We start from the raw sequence: 16,190 nt of genomic DNA on the forward strand, positions 1-16,190 counted from the left end.
ATGAATGAAAGCAGCCCGGCCTTATCTGCCCGCAGCATCGTTATTATAGATGACGAACCGGATATCACGGACTTGCTAACAACCGTACTGCACAAAGAAGGCTTCCGCCATATTCATATTGCGCATACAGGATGGGATGGTATCCGGTTATGCCGGGAGCGACAGCCGGATATTATCATACTGGATATCATGCTGCCGGATCAGGACGGATTTGCGATCTGTCAGCAGCTGCGGCAGTTTACGCATGTGCCGATCTTTTTCCTTTCTGCCAAAAATGAAGATATGGACAAGATCATCGGTCTGGGCATCGGAGGAGACGATTATATTACCAAGCCATTCAGCCCCAGGGAACTGGCTTACCGGATCAAGGCACGCTTCCGGCGTGATCTGATGCTGTCCGGCACAATCATGGAGCAGCGACCGGTGTATGAGTATGGAAATATCCGCATTGATGAAAACAAGGGCGAAGTCATCCGTGATTCCGTGCCTGTAAGTTTGACGGCTAAAGAGTACAAATTGTTACTTGTATTCGCTGCCCATCCCGATCAAATATTCAGCAAACAGCAGTTGTACAAAAAAGTATGGGAAGAAGACTATATGGGTAGTGATAATGCGATCATGGTACATATAAGGCACTTACGTGAGAAACTGGAAGAAGATCCGTCCAATCCTCAGCGTCTGCTTACCATACGTGGACTTGGGTACAAATGGAGTTCCCGGAGCAGGGAATCATGAAATGGAAGATTACTTCATTATACGTCGGTTCGTATATCGTTTTACTTGGTCTGTTTTTAATTATGTATACAGCAGCTGTTTTTTATTTTGTGGATCATGGCAGCCGTTTCAGCCCGGTCAAAATGACGCTGGATTTTCAGCAGTATATTGGCGCGGATAGTCAGAATCAGCCGGTTATCCAACAGGCCGGTATCGAGCTGCTCAAACAGCATAATGCCTGGATTCAGTTGCTTGATGAGAATGGAACGGAAATCACTGCCTGGAACAAGCCGGCTGATGCACCAGCACATTATACGCCAAGCCGGCTTGTGTTTATCAATAAATTTTCTGTGAATGGATCAACGATTTTCACCGGAGTGAAGGAATGGAAAAATAGGGAGTGGAGTTATCTGATCGCTTTTCCGGAAACCCAGGTGAGCAAGTATCCGATCAACTATGAACCCCGTTATATGTTCAACAGTTTGTTCACTATTTTTATTGTACTGGTAATTTCAATTCTGTTGATCGGTTATCTGTTTGGCAGTCTGCTGAGCCGCCCTATGTGGAAGCTGATTCAGGGAATCACCCGACTGTCCCTGCGTGACTACAGTGTTCGTTATCATACAAAAGGGCTGTATCACAATGTATATGAGAGCCTGAATACATTATCCGACAAGCTGCAGGATTATGAGCGTGAGCAGCAGCAGATGGAGACGATGCGGGAAGAGTGGATTGCCAATTTGTATCATGATCTGAAGACGCCGCTCTCCTCTATTCAGGGGTATGCCGAGCTGATGAACGACTCCGGTGTATCCATCAATATGGAGGAACGGGTTAAATACAGCGGTATTATCGCTCAAAATGCTACCCAGCTGGAAGGGCTGCTGGATGACCTAAAGCTCACCTATCGGCTGAAAAATAATATTCTTCCTCTGACAATGCATGATGAGGACCTGGCAGAAGTGATCCGAGAGACCGTTATCCAGCTGCTGAATACCCCGGTCTATATGGAGCGTGAGATCCACCTGGAAATAGAAGAAGAACCTCTCCATATGATGCTGGATCATAAGTGGATGCAGCGTGCTCTGAATAATCTGATCCTGAATGCACTGGTGCATAATCCACCTGCCACGGTGATTCGCATTGAAGTGTCCGATCATCATCAGCATATTGAGGTGCAGATCAGGGATAATGGTAAAGGAATCGACAGTGAAGAGCAGGAGCGTCTGTTTGAACGTCATTACCGGGTAACCGATGCTGCTCAGCCGACATCGGGCTCGGGACTCGGCTTGACCATTGCCCGGCAAATTGTCGAAGCACACGGGGGAAGCATTACTTTGCAGAGTACATTGGGTCAGGGAACCGTCGTCACCTTACTATTCCCCCGCAATTACTCCATCCAGGCGAATTTCGTTAAAAAAAGCAGGGATTATTGCTAAAGCCGCTTGATGCATGTGCCCGGTAAACGATCATTATACTCACTTCAGGCAGAAGGAATATGATGCAGCGAGATTATAAATAGACAAACAGCAATGAGAGATTATTGCTGACCCAAGCGGATGCCCACTCCAAGGCATCCGCTTGTTTGGCTTAAGCCAAACTTAAGGTAATTGCAGCAGCCCGCTTAAGCTGGGGTTAGTATACTTTCCCGGAGAGCCAGTCATACACAGGAAATAAAGGAGCGGGAATGATGAGTGAATGGATGATCGAAACCAAGGGACTGAGTAAGAAGTTCAGGAATTTTACACCGGTGGATCAGCTGCAGCTGCATGTGCGAGAGGGAGAAGTATACGGATTTCTCGGACCCAACGGAGCGGGTAAAACGACGACTATCCGCATGCTGCTTGGTTTAATCCGTCCAAGCAGCGGCAGCATTCATATATTTGACCGGGAACTATCCCGGTATAGATCGCATATTTTGAGCCAGGTTGGGGCCATGGTCGAATCGCCGTCCTATTACGGACATCTGACAGGCAGGGAGAATCTGAAGCTGACCTGTACACTGCTTCGGATTCCGGAAGCTGAGGTGGATCGTGTACTTGATATTGTACGTCTGAGTCGTGCGCAGCATAAGCTTGCACGGACGTATTCGCTTGGTATGAAGCAGCGTCTTGGGATTGCCCAGGCGCTGCTCGGCCAGCCCAAACTGCTGATTCTGGATGAACCGACCAATGGGCTGGACCCGGCCGGGATTCAGGAAATCAGGGAATTGATCGTACAGATGCCAAGGGAGCACGGTATTACCGTGTTTATTTCCAGTCATATTCTCAAGGAAATCGAACTTGTCGCCAACCGGGTCGGTATTATCCATACCGGCAGGCTGCTGTTTGAAGGGGAAATGTCGGAGCTAAGAGAGCAGGGCCATCCATTTATTCGGCTGCATGCCGAACCGGTGCAGCAGACGATCGATTACTTGCATACATGGGGATACCCGGTGGAAGCGGTCGATCATGGGATGAACATCAAGGCTGACCCTGCAGAAGCTTCTGTAATTAATCGGAGGCTGATCATGAATCATGTGGATGTCTCGCATCTCAGCATAGGAGGGCGTTCGCTGGAGGATGTCTTTTTGGAAATGACAAAGGGGGCCGACAGTCTGTGATGTTGTTGAGAGTACTGCAGACCGAATGGGCCAAGCAGCGGCGCAGTCTGCTGCCGTGGCTTGTCATTGGCGGACCGCTGATTTTTGCCGGGATGATGTGGGTCGACCTTTATCTGAGATACAGCTATTTGAGCGGCAGGCATCCGGAGCTGACTCCATGGGAGCTGTTGATGCAGGAGGGATTTATGCTGTGGGGCCTTTTTTATCCGATTGGGATTACGATAATCGCGGCGCTGGTGCATTATCGGGAATATCATGATCATGGATGGAAGCATCTGCTGGCTCTTCCGGTGACCCGATCATCTGTATATACCGCCAAATGGCTCTTGATCTGGCTGTTGTCCTGCGTGACCGTCATACTGCTGCTTGTTTGTCTGTATGCGACCGGCCGGATTTTGCAATTTCCAGAACATTTTCCGCTGGGGCAGTATGTGTTGTACGGAATCAATCTGTGCATTGCGGCGCTGGGTGTGACCAGTCTGCAGCACTGGCTGAGCTCCAGGCTGTCCAATTCGCTGTATGCGATTGCGATTGGACTGTCCGGCAGCATCGGCGCATTATTTCTCGCCCAATCCGAGATTACGAGGTTCGTTCCGTATGCTTCGGCATTGTTCGCCATGACGGTACATAATGAGGATCAGTGGCTGACTATTGTCACAGGATTGATCGCAGGGCCAGTACTGTTGTTGGTCGGTATGGCAGAGTTCCGGCAGCGGGATATCAGTTGAAGGAGGCGGAAGTATGATACGATTATTTCGCTATGAATTACAGAAGCTGAAGCGGACCCGGTTGATTGGGCTGATTACGATTGCTCCGCTGTTTATGGTATTTCAGGGAGTACAGAACTTTATCCGTTATCAGCAGATATGGACGCGCGAAGCATGGGAAGTCATTATGGAGCAGACGTTTATTTTTTATCCATCCTTTTTGCATCCGTTATTGATAGCGGTCATTATGGCGATGGTAGCACGTATCGATCATGTACAGGGGGGCTGGAAATACCTGCTGGCCCGTCCGGTAGCCAGGCATCACGTATATATGGCCAAGCTGGCTGCAGGCGTGCTCTATATTTTGATCAGCATGCTGATTTTTGGATGCAGCATTATACTGGGAGGGCTGCTGGCAGGAGCAGGCAGTCATATTCCGTATGGCGAAGTCGCCTGGAAACTGGCAAGCTGTTTCCTTGTATCACTGCCGATTATTCTGATTCAATATGAACTGAGCATACGGTTTAATCATGTTGGTGTGCCGCTGGCGGTAGGTATTGTCATGAGTGTACCTTCGATTTTTGCAGCCAATGCCGAGCGGCTCTGGATTCTCGACCCGTGGACTTATCCGATTGTATTGTCCTTGGGTTCACAGCTCGGTACAGACCCCAGGCAGCTCATCATTATGGGTATAGTCATTATCGTTGTGTCAGTGCTGATTCTGACCGGAGGATTGCTGGGCTTCCGGCGCAGAGATATTTTATAAAAAGCAGTCACAGTAACGACCATGACCGGTAATTGCAGCCTGATTATCCATATACAAAAAAACCGCCTGTCTATCCTATACAAACGGAAGACAGGCGGGTTTGATTCTGTAGAGTGGCATTTCTAATTGTAGCGTATCTGTAATTGTGGATCAGGTCGTGCGGCGGAACTTGAACAGTGAGCTGATGAACAGGATAATCAGGAAAATGACGCAGGCGCCAATACTGATCCGGTTGCTCGCGTCAAACAGGAACAGTATGGCAATCACGGCCAGACAGATTGCCGTCAGTCCAGAGATATACGGATATCCCCAGATGCGGAAAGAAGGCTGTACCGGATAGCTCTTGCGCAGCTTGAGCTGGGACAGACAGATGCTGATCCAGACGAGCAGCACGACAAAGCCGGGTACTGCAATCAGAATGCCGAATACCTGATCCTGAGCAACATAAGCGAGCCATGAACCGAGCAGCAGCACAACAGCGCACAGGATGAGACTGTTTACAGGTACACCGCGGCTTGATGTTTTGGCCAGCATAGCCGGTGCTTCATTGTTGATTGCCATGGAATGCAGCATCCGGGTTGCTCCGTAAATACCCGAGTTGGCTGCCGACAATACAGCAGTAATAAGAATAAAGTTCATAATATGAGCAGCACCCTGCAAACCTGCAGCGGTCAGCACCTGTACAAACGGGCTGCTCTGATCACTCAGCTGATTCCATGGAATCAGGCCGCAGATGATCAGGATCGGCAGAGTATAGAACAGCACGACCCGCAAAATAAAGCTTTTTACAATTTTAGGAAGCACTTTATCTGCGTCAGGAGTCTCGGTGAGTGTTAGTCCGATCAGTTCGGAACCCCCGTAGGAAAAAGTGACGACGAGCAGCGCCGACAAAATCGCCATCCAGCCGTTGGGCAGGAATCCGCCATGAGCCGTAAAGTTGCTCAGATAAGGAGCAGCACCGCTGCCAGGGATGATACCGAACAGCAGACAGCCACCAAGTACGATAAAGATAATAATCATGGCAATCTTGATGCCGGCAAGCCAGAATTCCAGCTCACCGAGCCGTCCGACGCTCATCGTATTGACGAGCAAAATAAAGGCGGCACTGGCGAGACTAAGTGCCCACAGCGGTACATCTGGGAACCAGAACTGCAAAAAGCTACCGGCGACAATCACTTCAATCACGCATACGGCAAGCCACATAAAGCAGTACAGCCAACCGACGATAAAAGCCAGCCGCTGGCCATAGGCCAGAGATATGAAGTCCTTCATATTTTTGTTTGGATAGACGGTAGCCATCTCTGCGATTGCTCCCATAACGACAAGCAGGAGCAAACCTGCGAAAACATAAGAAATGACGACGCCGGGTCCTGCAAGGTTGATGGTCTCGGAACTGCCTTTGAAGATCCCTGTTCCGATTACACCGCCCATTGCCATAAATGTAATATGCCGTGGACGGAGCTTTTTCTGTAATGTTGCTTCTTCATTTGCTTTCAAGCGTAAGTCCTCCTCAGTGTGATACTGCTTTAAACCACTCCAGTGTATTTATCTATACTACCTCATAATCGGTATTTTCGGTACGAAATTCAATGCCAACTAAATATCTTTTTATAGGCATCTATCTATTCGGTAGCTACATTGGTCAGGCAAAGCAGGGAAAATGACCGGAAATACACAAAAAAGCTGCCGCTACGCATACAGTGCCGGATGAAGCGTACAGCAGATGGTCTGCTGGATTTCACCGGAAAATGCAGGGTAGGGCAGCTTGATCGTGAACATCCGGCTGGTCAACCGGACACCATATTTTTCAGAATATCATCGATAATCATCGAGTTGGCGATAGGAATCTTCACTTCGTGGTCCATACTGTCTTTGACGGTCCGTTCGGCAGCAGCACCGTTAGTTAACCGGCAAAGGGATATAGCCGGTCTGCCGGATTAATTGCTGGCCTTCCGGTGACAGAATCCATTGGAGCAGTGACTCAGTATTTGGATGTTTGGACGTTTTACCAGCAGTCACTGCATAAAAAGGAACAGTCAGTTTATAGGCACCACTGGATATATGTTCATCATTCGGATAGACACCATCTACGGACAGCAGCCGGATATGAGGATTGGGATTCATCGTCGTAGCAAAAAAGTGAAAAGAATAGCCGATTGCATTGCTGTAATTGCGGTAATCCGCCACTTCTTCCATAATTCCGCCCATACCTGAAGCGATTCTATCGATGGGCGGGGTCATCGGTTGTTCGCTGCCCATCCATTTACGCAGCATCGCCTGACTCCCGCTATCTTCCGGTCGCTGAAATGCCCGTATCGGTTCATTGCTGCCGCCGACCTGCTTCCAGTTCGTTATTTTGCCTGTATAGATCTGCTTGATCTGCTGTGAAGTGAGATTGGTCACCGGATTATTTTTATTTACAAAAAATACAAAACCTTCCTTGCCAATCGGTGTCAGATGCAGCTCAACTCCATGCTTGCGGGCCAACTGCTTCTGCCCGCTTGAAGGAGCAGCGGCAAAGATCATATCTGCATTGTCTCCGATCAGACGCTCATACGCCGGACCGGTACCATTGCCCCGTACAATGCTGTCATCTGCAAAAAGACCATAAGAGGCTCCATCCTTCGGATAGACGGCCTGCACAAAAGCAGAGTAAACCGGGTACAGCGCTGTCGCACCATCCAACCGGGGAAGCTTATCGCCCGTATTCAGATGATAGGAGGGGGTCTTGTCCAGCACAGCGATCTGGCTGCCGGGGTGAAAAGGTTCATACTGCTGTAAGTCGACATCCTGCACGCTGACAGCTACCAGGCTGCGGTCATACATGGTATACCCTTTGTAACCTGCGGCGGTCAGTACGCAGGCAGACAGACAGCCGATCAGCAGCCTTTTATACCAGGGATGATGCCGGATTGAATCAAAACGGGTAAGGATCAGACCTGTTTCCAGAATCAGCAGCACAATAAACCATATGGCGGTGTAAAACACAGGGTGATCGCTCAGGAATCCAATCATGATCATTCCGGCCAGTCCTGCGAACACACAGCCAACCAGTCCCATCAGCGCGACTCCAATGGTAATCATTATGCGTTCCATAAAATGCTCCCTTCTCGAGCTAAATCTGCTGCGCCGGATCGTTCATTTCCAGAATAACAGGACAATGGTCGCTGCCCATGATCTGACAGTCAATCTGCGCATCAGTCAGCATCGGAGCCAGCCGGGAAGAGGCGAGGAAGTAATCGATGCGCCAGCCGATATTACGCTCGCGTACTTTGGCCATATAGGACCACCAGCTATACACGTCTTCGCGATCCGGATAGAAATGACGGAACGTGTCGATAAAGCCGGATTCCAGCAGCTGCGTCATTTTCCCTCGCTCTTCATGAGTGAATCCCGAATTGCCGATATTGGAACGGGCATTTTTGAGATCGATCTCCTGATGGGCTACATTCAGATCCCCGCAAATAATAACCGGTTTGTGCTGATCCAATTCCAGCACATAGCGGCGGAAGCGGTCTTCCCATTCCAGCCGATAAGGCAATCTCAACAGGTCGCGGCGCGCATTAGGCGTGTATACATTGACCAGATAAAATCCTTCGTATTCCAGCGTAATCATCCGGCCTTCCTCTTCATAATTCTCTTCCAGACCGTAATGCACAGACAGCGGCTTGATCCGGGTGAAGACGGCGGTGCCGGAATAGCCTTTTTTCTGGGCATAATTCCAGTACTGCTCATATTCTTCACCATGATCAAGTTCGATCTGGCCCGCCTGCAGCTTGGTCTCCTGAATACAGAAAATATCGGCATCCACACGGTCGAAATAGTCATTAAATCCTTTTTTGACAGCGGCTCTCAAGCCGTTGACGTTCCATGATACAAGCTTCATTGGTGTATAATCTCCTTAGGGGTCGTAATAATAAATGATGCCAAATCAAATCCAATCAGCCAACACAGCACCTGATTCGCCATCCAAAAGCAGGCGGGTTAGATGCAAGGTTGCCTGAATAGCATACTACCAGTGTATCATGGCTGGGAAAAGGAGGACCAGATGAAGAGCATATGCCTGCTGATCCATGGCTTTACCGGAGGGACGCATGAAATCGAACCGCTGCGTGCCTATCTGGCAGCGAGACATTGCATAACGAGGACATTTACATTGGCCGGACACGGCGGTACGAGGCAGGATATGCTGAATGTGAGCCGTCAGGACTGGATCGATGGTGCAGAAAAGGAACTGCAGCAGCTGCTTAGGCAGCATGAGTGTGTGCATCTGATCGGCTTCTCGACAGGTGCGCTGATCGCTGCGCATCTCAGCGTGCGTTATCCTGAACGTATCCGTACGTTAACAATGCTGTCGGCGCCGGTGTTCCCGCTGAATCCGAGGCAGATTATGCGGACGCTGATTCAGCCGCAGATGATCCGCGGTTACTGGCACAATCTGTGGCATGTACCGCCACAGGCGACGCGCGAATTTTATAAAATAGTACGCGAATCCCATGCGATCTATACGAAGCTGGCGGCACCAGCACTCATCGTTCAGGCCGGCAGCGATCATCTGGTTAAGCCGCATAGCGGAGCCTATCTGTATCATCAGCTGCCGCTGGAAGACACCTGCAAAAAGCTGCTGACCCTCCCGGATAGCGGGCATCTGGTCTGTCATGGCAGTGATCCATCCGAGCTGTTCACACAGGTGTACCAGTGGATTCGTCAGCATGAACAGTCGGGTCAAAGCATGGAGAACTAGCGGTAGGAAAGACATGAAGCTGTAAAGCATAATTGCAGATACATAATAAGCGCATGGAATGGAATCGTATGTTCGTATAAGTGATTGACAGACCGCGTATCATCAGCTATATTAGATACAAAATCAATATGTTGTGCGGGCGAAGCACCTCGCAGGAACAGGCATTATGCCGTTTCTGGAGGTGCTTTTTTTGTTGTCTGCCCGCCTGACATATACTAGGAGGAATATATAATGAACCTTATCCACCAGAGTAAAAAGCCAGTACATACAGAGAAGCAGCGCCAGTCCAGCAGGCTGTATCGAATACCGACAAGTCTGGTCTGCCGATTGTTATCACTTGGATTGATCTTTACCCTGCTTGCCCAGATGCTGCCTGCATCTCATGCGTCTGCAGATAATTGGACAGCGGCAGTCAGCGGAATCGAGAGCATATACGATGGTGTGACTTCGCTGGAATCGATCATTCAGCTGGAGAACCAGCAGACCCAGACACTGCGCAAGCAGAATAACAGCCGTCTTCAATCAGTCAATGCCAAGATCAAAGAAATGGATCAATCCAAATTGTCCTCGCTCAAAGCAGCAGCCGAGCAAACGGAGAAAAAGTATGCTTCCCTGTTTGCTGAATACGCAGAGCTTGGTAAGCAGGCAGCCGCCGCCCGCAAGCAAAAAAATGCCAAAACAGCCGAACTGATCAGCCTTAAACGCAACAAAATGAAACCCGAAGTCACATCTGCCCGCACAGAAATCAAGCAAAAGAAAGCCGCTCTAACCCAGGCCAGAAAAGACACGGCTGTACGCAAAAAAACCGTCAAGGATGCTATCGCACCTGTCCAGACGGTTAAAAAGCAGATTACTGCCGAGAACAAAACTATCGCTGCCTACAAAAAAAGCCGCTCTACCGCTCGGAAAAGCTACAGAGCAGCAGTTAAAAGAGGTGATGCGATTAGCGCAGCAGCTCACCTGGCGGTCGTCTATAACAAACTTGGAGCCATCCATGCTTCCCAGCAGAAAATTTACAGCTGGGAACAGCAGATCACCACGATAATCCGTGGAGCAGAATCGCGTTTATAATTCTTCAAAAGCCAGATTGGACGGCTCGTCCGGCATTTCCTTCTCCAGCTCAAGATGGGTAACCGCCACACTGTGATCCACTTCTTCAAAACGGAACCCGTCCACCCAGACCTGACCTGTGCCGGTAAGAAGTACACCGATCAGGATAACATCGCTTGCCTGAGGAATATCGAGAACGATGGAATAATGGTTCCAGTCCGTATCTCCGGATATATGCCTGCCGTTCATATTGTCAAATTGCAGAATCTGCTGATCGGCGCTATCCACTCTCATCCATAAGCCGCAGGCGATATGCACATGACTGGTTTTGACAAAGCCTGAAAAGCGCATTCGTTTACCGAGATAACGTTCCGCTTTGAACTCCTGCATGAGTGTGGCAAAGGCAAACGGCTCATTAACATTCACCGATTTGAGATAGCCGGCAGTGTTGCCGGTATGCACCGTGTGATGGTCCAGACCGATTTCATAATTGGGAGCATGGGTTCCGCTCAAAAACCAGCCTTTGATAGGGGAAGATGTATCCATAGTCGATTCTCCTTTGTCAAAATAGGATGAAAGGGAAGCAGTAAATACTTGACGATAGCGTCCCGGTGGCAGTCCATATACTTTTTTGAAAGCCCGGGTAAAAGCTTCCTGACTCTCAAAATGGCAGTGCAGTGCAATATCGAGAATAGGAGTCGTTGAGTGAAGGAGCAGCACCGAAGCCTGACTCAGCCGTCGTTGTCTTAAATAATCAGCAATGTTCATACCTGTAGCTCTGCGAAAAAGCCGATGAAAATGATAGGGCGAGAACCCCGCATGCGCTGCAATCTGTTCAAGTGTCAGTTCGTCCTGCAGGTGACTCTCCATATAGTCGATGCTATGCTGAATGACTGTTTTCTCCGTCAATGCAATTCCTCCTTTCTGTAACCAGATTATCAGACGGGAAAGATCGGTATTTGATCATTTTTGCGCTTTTGCAAAATGACTTTATCTAGATCGAATATAAACCGAGTATGTCCGCTTCATTTCTGTCCAACTGCGACAAAAGCGAGAGCAATAAAATCCATCATGCTTTTTAATCGTTACGACATAGTTGTAACCAGCCTGCAGCAGGGGTAAGATGATGCTAACATACCTATTCAGGAGGTTGCTGTATATGAGCACCTGGATATTTTAAAAATCTGTACTGAGATCATAGCATGCGCCGAAAACATGCATCCAAAATATGCAATGAGGACGCGCATTTGAAGTTACCAATTACATAGGCAAAGGGGAATAAATCCATGAGTGTAAAATCAAACCGCCCTGTTATATCCGGGCAGGTTCAGCAAATCTATGAACGCCTTACTGCCGACCCCAATGTACAGGCAGGACTGCAGTTTCTGGAGCAGGATCATGATCGTACGATTGAGGAACAGATTGAACTTACGGAAATCGAAGCGCCAACATTCGATGAGACTGCCAAAGGGGAAGTATACAAGCGTAAACTGGAACAATTGGGTATCCAGAATGTTACTGTAGATGAGACAGGTAACGTATTTGGCCTACGCCGGGGCAGTGGCGATGGTCCGTCTCTGGTCGTCTGTGCGCATCTGGATACTGTTTTCCCGGCAGGGACCGATGTCAAGGCCAAACACAGGGACGGACGTATCTATGCGCCGGGCATTGCAGATGATGGGCGCGGGCTCGCTGTGGTGTTGACTATCGCCCGGGCACTGCAGCATACCGGTATTCGGAGTGTGGGAGATCTGATTATTGGTGCAACAGTCGGGGAAGAAGGACTCGGAGATCTGCGCGGTGTCAAAGCACTGTTCACCGGGCATAGCGATATTGACGGCTTTATTTCGGTCGAGCCGGGAGAGCCGGAGCGAATTACCTATCTGGCAGCCGGAAGCAAAAGATATAAAGTGACGTTTCATGGCACCGGAGGGCACAGCTTTGCCGATTTTGGCATTCCTAATCCGATCCATGCGCTGGGTCGGGCGATTGCTGGTATCGCAGAGATACGTACGCCTGCCGAGCCAAAGACTACTTTCAGTGTGGGTGTAGTGGAGGGCGGTACATCGGTCAATACGATTGCTGAAGAGGCTGCGCTGCTGCTCGACATGCGCTCCAGCTCTGCTGAAGCGCTGGCGGAACTCGAACAGCAGGCTCTTTCTATTATTCATCAGGCAGCACACGCAGAGAATGCCCGCTGGAATCGTGAAGATGAGCTGATTGTTAAGCTGGAGCTTGTTGGTGACCGTCCGGCTGGAGAACAGTCTGCAGATGCGATTATTGTACAGGCTGCAGCTGCTGCGAATCAATCGATGAGACTGGAGCCGGAGCTGGAAGACGCGACCAGCACGGATTCCAATGTAGCCATCAGTCTTGGTATTCCGGCTGTAACGCTTGGTGGCGGCGGGGATTACGGCGGCATGCATACGCTGGACGAATATTTTGACCCTGCAGGTGCCTATCTGGGCGCCCAGTATGTATTTCTTGTCATTCTTGGCCTTGTAGGACTGGATGGTGTTACACCGCCTCTGCTGTCCAAACGGAAGTAGCAGTAGAGTAAGGAGGAACTGTTGGCGATGGAATGAAGGCTTTTCAGCCGGAATTTCTAAGCAGCAGTTCCTTTTATAATATTAGATTGATATAAAAATGGTACGAAAAATAGATTTCCACTCGATAATTTGACTTATGACATCATTTGCATATTATACATATCCGGCTTGATCTGATTACAAATTTGAAATATATTGACAGTGAAGTTGGTTACCAAAAGTCACATAAACTTAAAACATACGACCCAGTTTAAAATATAAAAATGTGGAACTGCGTGTGAAATGCTTGATTTCATGCTATTTTATGGGTCCATGGCATGGTGATGTCATGCAGAAGGTATGCTATACTGCTACCAATATGTTTCTTGTCGTTGTGTTTACCTGGTTACAATTTTGTAATGCGTTATCGATTGTCTTGGTTAGGCAGGGCAATATAGAACGGACAAACGCTATTCAGAGGAACCATTTATTCCTGCCAGGCTAAATACCGATACTTATACTATAGTTCCAGATCAGAGTACCGGGGTAACCCGGATTTCAGCAGTATGGCATTCGGTCAGCGCGCTGTATCGGTCTAAACTATTTAAAAAATGGAGGTCATAACGAATTATGAGAAAACTACCCGCTTTTATAGCATCCTGTGCCTGTGCTGTAGGCATTACACTAATGGCGTCACCTGCGGACGCTGCTGTCCTGACACAGGGCATGAGAAGTGGAGACGTCGTGCAGCTGCAGCGGCAGCTCGCCCAGCACGGGTTCTTTCATGCGAATACTACAGGATACTATGGAAGCATCACGACTTCGGCAGTGAAGCAATTTCAGCGTGCACACGGACTGAGTGCAGATGGTGTAGCCGGTCCGGCGACGCTGTCCAAGCTGGGCGGTAAGCGGAGCGGGATTGTTACAGCCAGCGTAAGCTTTAGCAATTCCAGCAGCAACCGGGCTGTCAGCTACAGTGCGGCAGACAAGGATGCCGTCGATATTCTGGCACATATTATCTATGGTGAAGCTCGCGGTGAATCTTTCCGTGGACAGGTAGCGGTAGGTGCTGTTGTACTGAATCGTGTACAATCCGGTGAATTCCCGAATACGATCTGGGGCGTTGTTATGCAGCCGGGACAATTCACGGCAGTAGCAGACGGCCAGTATAACCTCAAGCCGAATCAGAGCGCTTATAATGCAGCACGCCAGGCACTGCGCGGTGTAGACCCGACCAATGGCTCGCTGTATTACTACAACCCGCGCATTGCGACTTCGCAGTGGAGTATGAGACGACCGGCTGTCATTACGGTCGGACAGCATATTTTCACGAACTAATCAGCTGATCCTAAGCACGGGTCCTGCCGATCTGACACATGGATATGATCTTGTCTGGCAGATTCTTTTGGATAGATGCAGCCAATTACAAAGAACACATAGAAAAGCAGGGTACCGTGATGATGATACATCACGGTACCCTGCTTTTTGGTTATATCAGCTTAGCGCTTCAGACTTTTACCATTGGTGCTGATCACTTCTTTGTACCAGTGGAACGATTTTTTGCGATAGCGTTCCAGCGTACCGGACCCATCGTCATGACGATCTACATAAATATAACCGTACCGTTTTTTCAGTTGAGCGGAAGAGGCGCTGACAACGTCAATACATCCCCAGGAAGTGAAGCCCATAATCTCCACCCCATCTTCCACGGCTTCGGCTACCTGTATCAGATGGTCATTCAGATACTGGATACGGTAATCGTCTTCGACCGTTTTCTCACCGTCCGGTCCCGTAATCAGTTCATCTACAGCGCCAAGGCCATTCTCTACAATAAACAGCGGTTTCTGGTAGCGATCATAGAACATGTTCAGCACATAACGCAGACCCTGCGGGTCAATCTGCCAGCCCCATTCGCTCGCTTCCAGATGAGGGTTCGGTACGCCGCTGAACAGGTTGCCCTGACCGGACTGTTTTTTGCTCTCATCGGCGGTCTCACAGATGCTGACATAGTAGCTGAAGGAGATAAAGTCAACGGTATTCAGCAGCATCTCCTCGTCGCCGTCTTCCATTTTGATCTCAATACCATTTTCGCGGAAATAGCGTTTCATATAGCCCGGATACTTGCCACGTGCATGAACATCTCCAAAGAAATAGTTTTTGTGCTCGGATTTCATAGCAGCAATCACATCGTTCGGGTTCGGTGTCAGTGGGTAGGTGGGCATGCTCAGAATCATGCAGCCGATCTGGGCATCCGGGATAATCTCGTGACAGAGCTTCACCGCCGAAGCACTGGCGACCAGTTCATGGTGGATCGCCTGATACAGATCCTGCTTGCTCAGCTGGTCCTTGGGCGTATAGATGCCGCCGCTCATAAATGGCGCTTCCAGAATCGAATTGATCTCGTTAAAGGTCAGCCAGTATTTGACTTTATCCTTGTAGCGGCGGAATACCGTCTCGGCATAACGCTCGTAGAAGCCGATCAGCTTGCGGTTGACCCAGCCATCGTATTCCTTGGACAGATGCAACGGTGTCTCGTAGTGAGACAGGGTGACGAGCGGCTGAATGCCGTATTTGAGACATTCGTCGAACAGATCATCGTAAAATTGCAGCCCTTGTTCGTTCGGTTCCAGTTCATCGCCTTTTGGGAAAATCCGGGACCAGGCGATCGAGGTACGGAATACTTTGAAGCCCATTTCGGCAAACAGCTTCACATCTTCCTTATAACGATGGTAAAAGTCGATGCCGACCAGCTTCATATTGTCTTCGGTAGGAACTTCGGTGATCGGGCCGGTTACGCCTTTGGGGGCCACATCCTGGGTAGACCAGCCTTTGCCGTATTGGTCAAAAGCACCTTCGGCCTGGTTGGCAGCAATCGCGCCGCCCCATAGGAATCCCGGCGGGAAGTTCAGCGGGGTATTTTGAGAGTTACTCATGTTCAGCACTCCATTCATTTCTGATTTTTGTGCTACACTGATAGCAGCACTGCCCTTCAAGCGTAATCGTTGTAACGGGTTACATGTCAACCTGCAATTTTAATGGGAAATATTATCATTGTTCGGTATCAGCCGTATTCCTTGCA

The 16,190-nt window shown here is 49.2% G+C and carries 14 protein-coding genes; 9 read left to right on the forward strand and 5 right to left on the reverse strand.

What is annotated here, in order from left to right; genetic code table 11:
* The 5 genes from WH45_RS06120 (at nt 1) to WH45_RS06140 (ending at nt 4,789) form a co-directional block, all read left to right on the forward strand.
* Complete coding sequence (locus WH45_RS06120; RefSeq protein ID WP_046213504.1) at nt 1-735, forward strand: response regulator transcription factor; 735 nt, start codon at nt 1-3, stop codon at nt 733-735.
* On the forward strand, nt 732-2,153 hold the full coding sequence (locus WH45_RS06125) for a sensor histidine kinase (RefSeq protein WP_046213505.1): 1,422 nt from the start codon (nt 732-734) through the stop codon (nt 2,151-2,153). The genes WH45_RS06120 and WH45_RS06125 overlap by 4 nt, the downstream gene beginning before the upstream one ends.
* A 248-nt stretch (nt 2,154-2,401) precedes the next feature.
* Nucleotides 2,402-3,316 (forward strand): ABC transporter ATP-binding protein, encoded by a 915-nt coding sequence (locus WH45_RS06130; RefSeq protein ID WP_324292920.1) that lies wholly within the window; start codon nt 2,402-2,404, stop codon nt 3,314-3,316.
* On the forward strand, nt 3,316-4,044 hold the full coding sequence (locus tag WH45_RS06135; protein ID WP_046213507.1) for an ABC transporter permease: 729 nt from the start codon (nt 3,316-3,318) through the stop codon (nt 4,042-4,044). Before WH45_RS06130 ends, WH45_RS06135 begins: the two co-directional genes overlap by 1 nt.
* A 13-nt stretch (nt 4,045-4,057) precedes the next feature.
* Nucleotides 4,058-4,789, forward strand: a complete 732-nt coding sequence (locus WH45_RS06140) for an ABC transporter permease (protein WP_046213508.1) — start codon at nt 4,058-4,060, stop codon at nt 4,787-4,789.
* Between the two features lie 150 nt (nt 4,790-4,939).
* On the opposite strand, the gene WH45_RS06145 is transcribed toward WH45_RS06140, so the two are convergent.
* From WH45_RS06145 to WH45_RS06155, 3 genes are all read right to left on the reverse strand, one after another.
* The gene (locus tag WH45_RS06145; RefSeq protein WP_046213509.1) at nt 4,940-6,286 is read right to left on the reverse strand and encodes an amino acid permease; all 1,347 of its coding nucleotides are present in this window, start codon (nt 6,284-6,286) and stop codon (nt 4,940-4,942) included.
* A 402-nt stretch (nt 6,287-6,688) separates the two neighbouring features.
* Nucleotides 6,689-7,885, reverse strand: coding sequence for a PstS family phosphate ABC transporter substrate-binding protein (locus WH45_RS06150; RefSeq protein ID WP_046213510.1), 1,197 nt, complete (start codon nt 7,883-7,885; stop codon nt 6,689-6,691).
* 19 nt (nt 7,886-7,904) lie between these two features.
* Nucleotides 7,905-8,675 (reverse strand): exodeoxyribonuclease III, encoded by a 771-nt coding sequence (locus WH45_RS06155; RefSeq protein ID WP_046213511.1) that lies wholly within the window; start codon nt 8,673-8,675, stop codon nt 7,905-7,907.
* 162 nt (nt 8,676-8,837) lie between these two features.
* Between WH45_RS06155 and WH45_RS06160 the strand changes: the two genes are divergently transcribed.
* Together WH45_RS06160 and WH45_RS06165 are read left to right on the forward strand one after the other, a co-directional pair.
* Nucleotides 8,838-9,533 carry an alpha/beta hydrolase gene (locus WH45_RS06160; protein WP_046213512.1) on the forward strand — a complete coding sequence of 232 codons (696 nt, stop codon included), beginning with the start codon at nt 8,838-8,840 and terminating at the stop codon, nt 9,531-9,533.
* Between the two features lie 231 nt (nt 9,534-9,764).
* Complete coding sequence (locus WH45_RS06165) at nt 9,765-10,604, forward strand: hypothetical protein (protein WP_052723637.1); 840 nt, start codon at nt 9,765-9,767, stop codon at nt 10,602-10,604.
* Here WH45_RS06165 and WH45_RS06170 read toward each other — a convergent pair.
* Nucleotides 10,599-11,492, reverse strand: a complete 894-nt coding sequence (locus tag WH45_RS06170; RefSeq protein ID WP_046213513.1) for a helix-turn-helix domain-containing protein — start codon at nt 11,490-11,492, stop codon at nt 10,599-10,601. The two genes, WH45_RS06165 and WH45_RS06170, sit on opposite strands and share 6 nt — an antisense overlap.
* Nucleotides 11,493-11,869: 377 nt before the next feature.
* Here WH45_RS06170 and WH45_RS06175 point away from each other — a divergent pair, with 377 nt between their 5' ends.
* Both WH45_RS06175 and WH45_RS06180 read left to right on the forward strand, forming a co-directional pair.
* The gene (locus WH45_RS06175; protein WP_046213514.1) at nt 11,870-13,132 is read left to right on the forward strand and encodes a M20/M25/M40 family metallo-hydrolase; all 1,263 of its coding nucleotides are present in this window, start codon (nt 11,870-11,872) and stop codon (nt 13,130-13,132) included.
* A gap of 705 nt (nt 13,133-13,837) precedes the next feature.
* The gene (locus tag WH45_RS06180; RefSeq protein ID WP_407668017.1) at nt 13,838-14,449 is read left to right on the forward strand and encodes a cell wall hydrolase; all 612 of its coding nucleotides are present in this window, start codon (nt 13,838-13,840) and stop codon (nt 14,447-14,449) included.
* Between the two features lie 161 nt (nt 14,450-14,610).
* Here WH45_RS06180 and WH45_RS06185 read toward each other — a convergent pair whose 3' ends face one another.
* A complete protein-coding gene (locus WH45_RS06185) occupies nt 14,611-16,044 on the reverse strand; it encodes a glycoside hydrolase family 1 protein (protein ID WP_046213516.1) in 1,434 nt (477 codons plus the stop codon).
* Between the last annotated feature and the right edge of the window lie 146 nt (nt 16,045-16,190).

Source organism: Paenibacillus wulumuqiensis (assembly GCF_000971965.1).
Taxonomy (GTDB): domain Bacteria; phylum Bacillota; class Bacilli; order Paenibacillales; family Paenibacillaceae; genus Saccharibacillus; species Saccharibacillus wulumuqiensis.

Bases quoted from the DNA above. Each gene is read 5' to 3' on its own strand.
- WH45_RS06155 (WP_046213511.1), bottom strand. From the start codon at position 8,675: ATGAAGCTTGTATCATGGAACGTCAACGGCTTGAGAGCCGCTGTCAAA.
- WH45_RS06135 (WP_046213507.1), top strand. From the start codon at position 3,316: ATGTTGTTGAGAGTACTGCAGACCGAATGGGCCAAGCAGCGGCGCAGT.
- WH45_RS06160 (WP_046213512.1), top strand. From the start codon at position 8,838: ATGAAGAGCATATGCCTGCTGATCCATGGCTTTACCGGAGGGACGCAT.
- WH45_RS06140 (WP_046213508.1), top strand. From the start codon at position 4,058: ATGATACGATTATTTCGCTATGAATTACAGAAGCTGAAGCGGACCCGG.
- WH45_RS06130 (WP_324292920.1), top strand. From the start codon at position 2,402: ATGATGAGTGAATGGATGATCGAAACCAAGGGACTGAGTAAGAAGTTC.
- WH45_RS06165 (WP_052723637.1), top strand. From the start codon at position 9,765: ATGAACCTTATCCACCAGAGTAAAAAGCCAGTACATACAGAGAAGCAG.
- WH45_RS06180 (WP_407668017.1), top strand. From the start codon at position 13,838: ATGAGAAGTGGAGACGTCGTGCAGCTGCAGCGGCAGCTCGCCCAGCAC.
- WH45_RS06120 (WP_046213504.1), top strand. From the start codon at position 1: ATGAATGAAAGCAGCCCGGCCTTATCTGCCCGCAGCATCGTTATTATA.
- WH45_RS06175 (WP_046213514.1), top strand. From the start codon at position 11,870: ATGAGTGTAAAATCAAACCGCCCTGTTATATCCGGGCAGGTTCAGCAA.
- WH45_RS06185 (WP_046213516.1), bottom strand. From the start codon at position 16,044: ATGAGTAACTCTCAAAATACCCCGCTGAACTTCCCGCCGGGATTCCTA.
- WH45_RS06150 (WP_046213510.1), bottom strand. From the start codon at position 7,885: ATGGAACGCATAATGATTACCATTGGAGTCGCGCTGATGGGACTGGTT.
- WH45_RS06125 (WP_046213505.1), top strand. From the start codon at position 732: ATGAAATGGAAGATTACTTCATTATACGTCGGTTCGTATATCGTTTTA.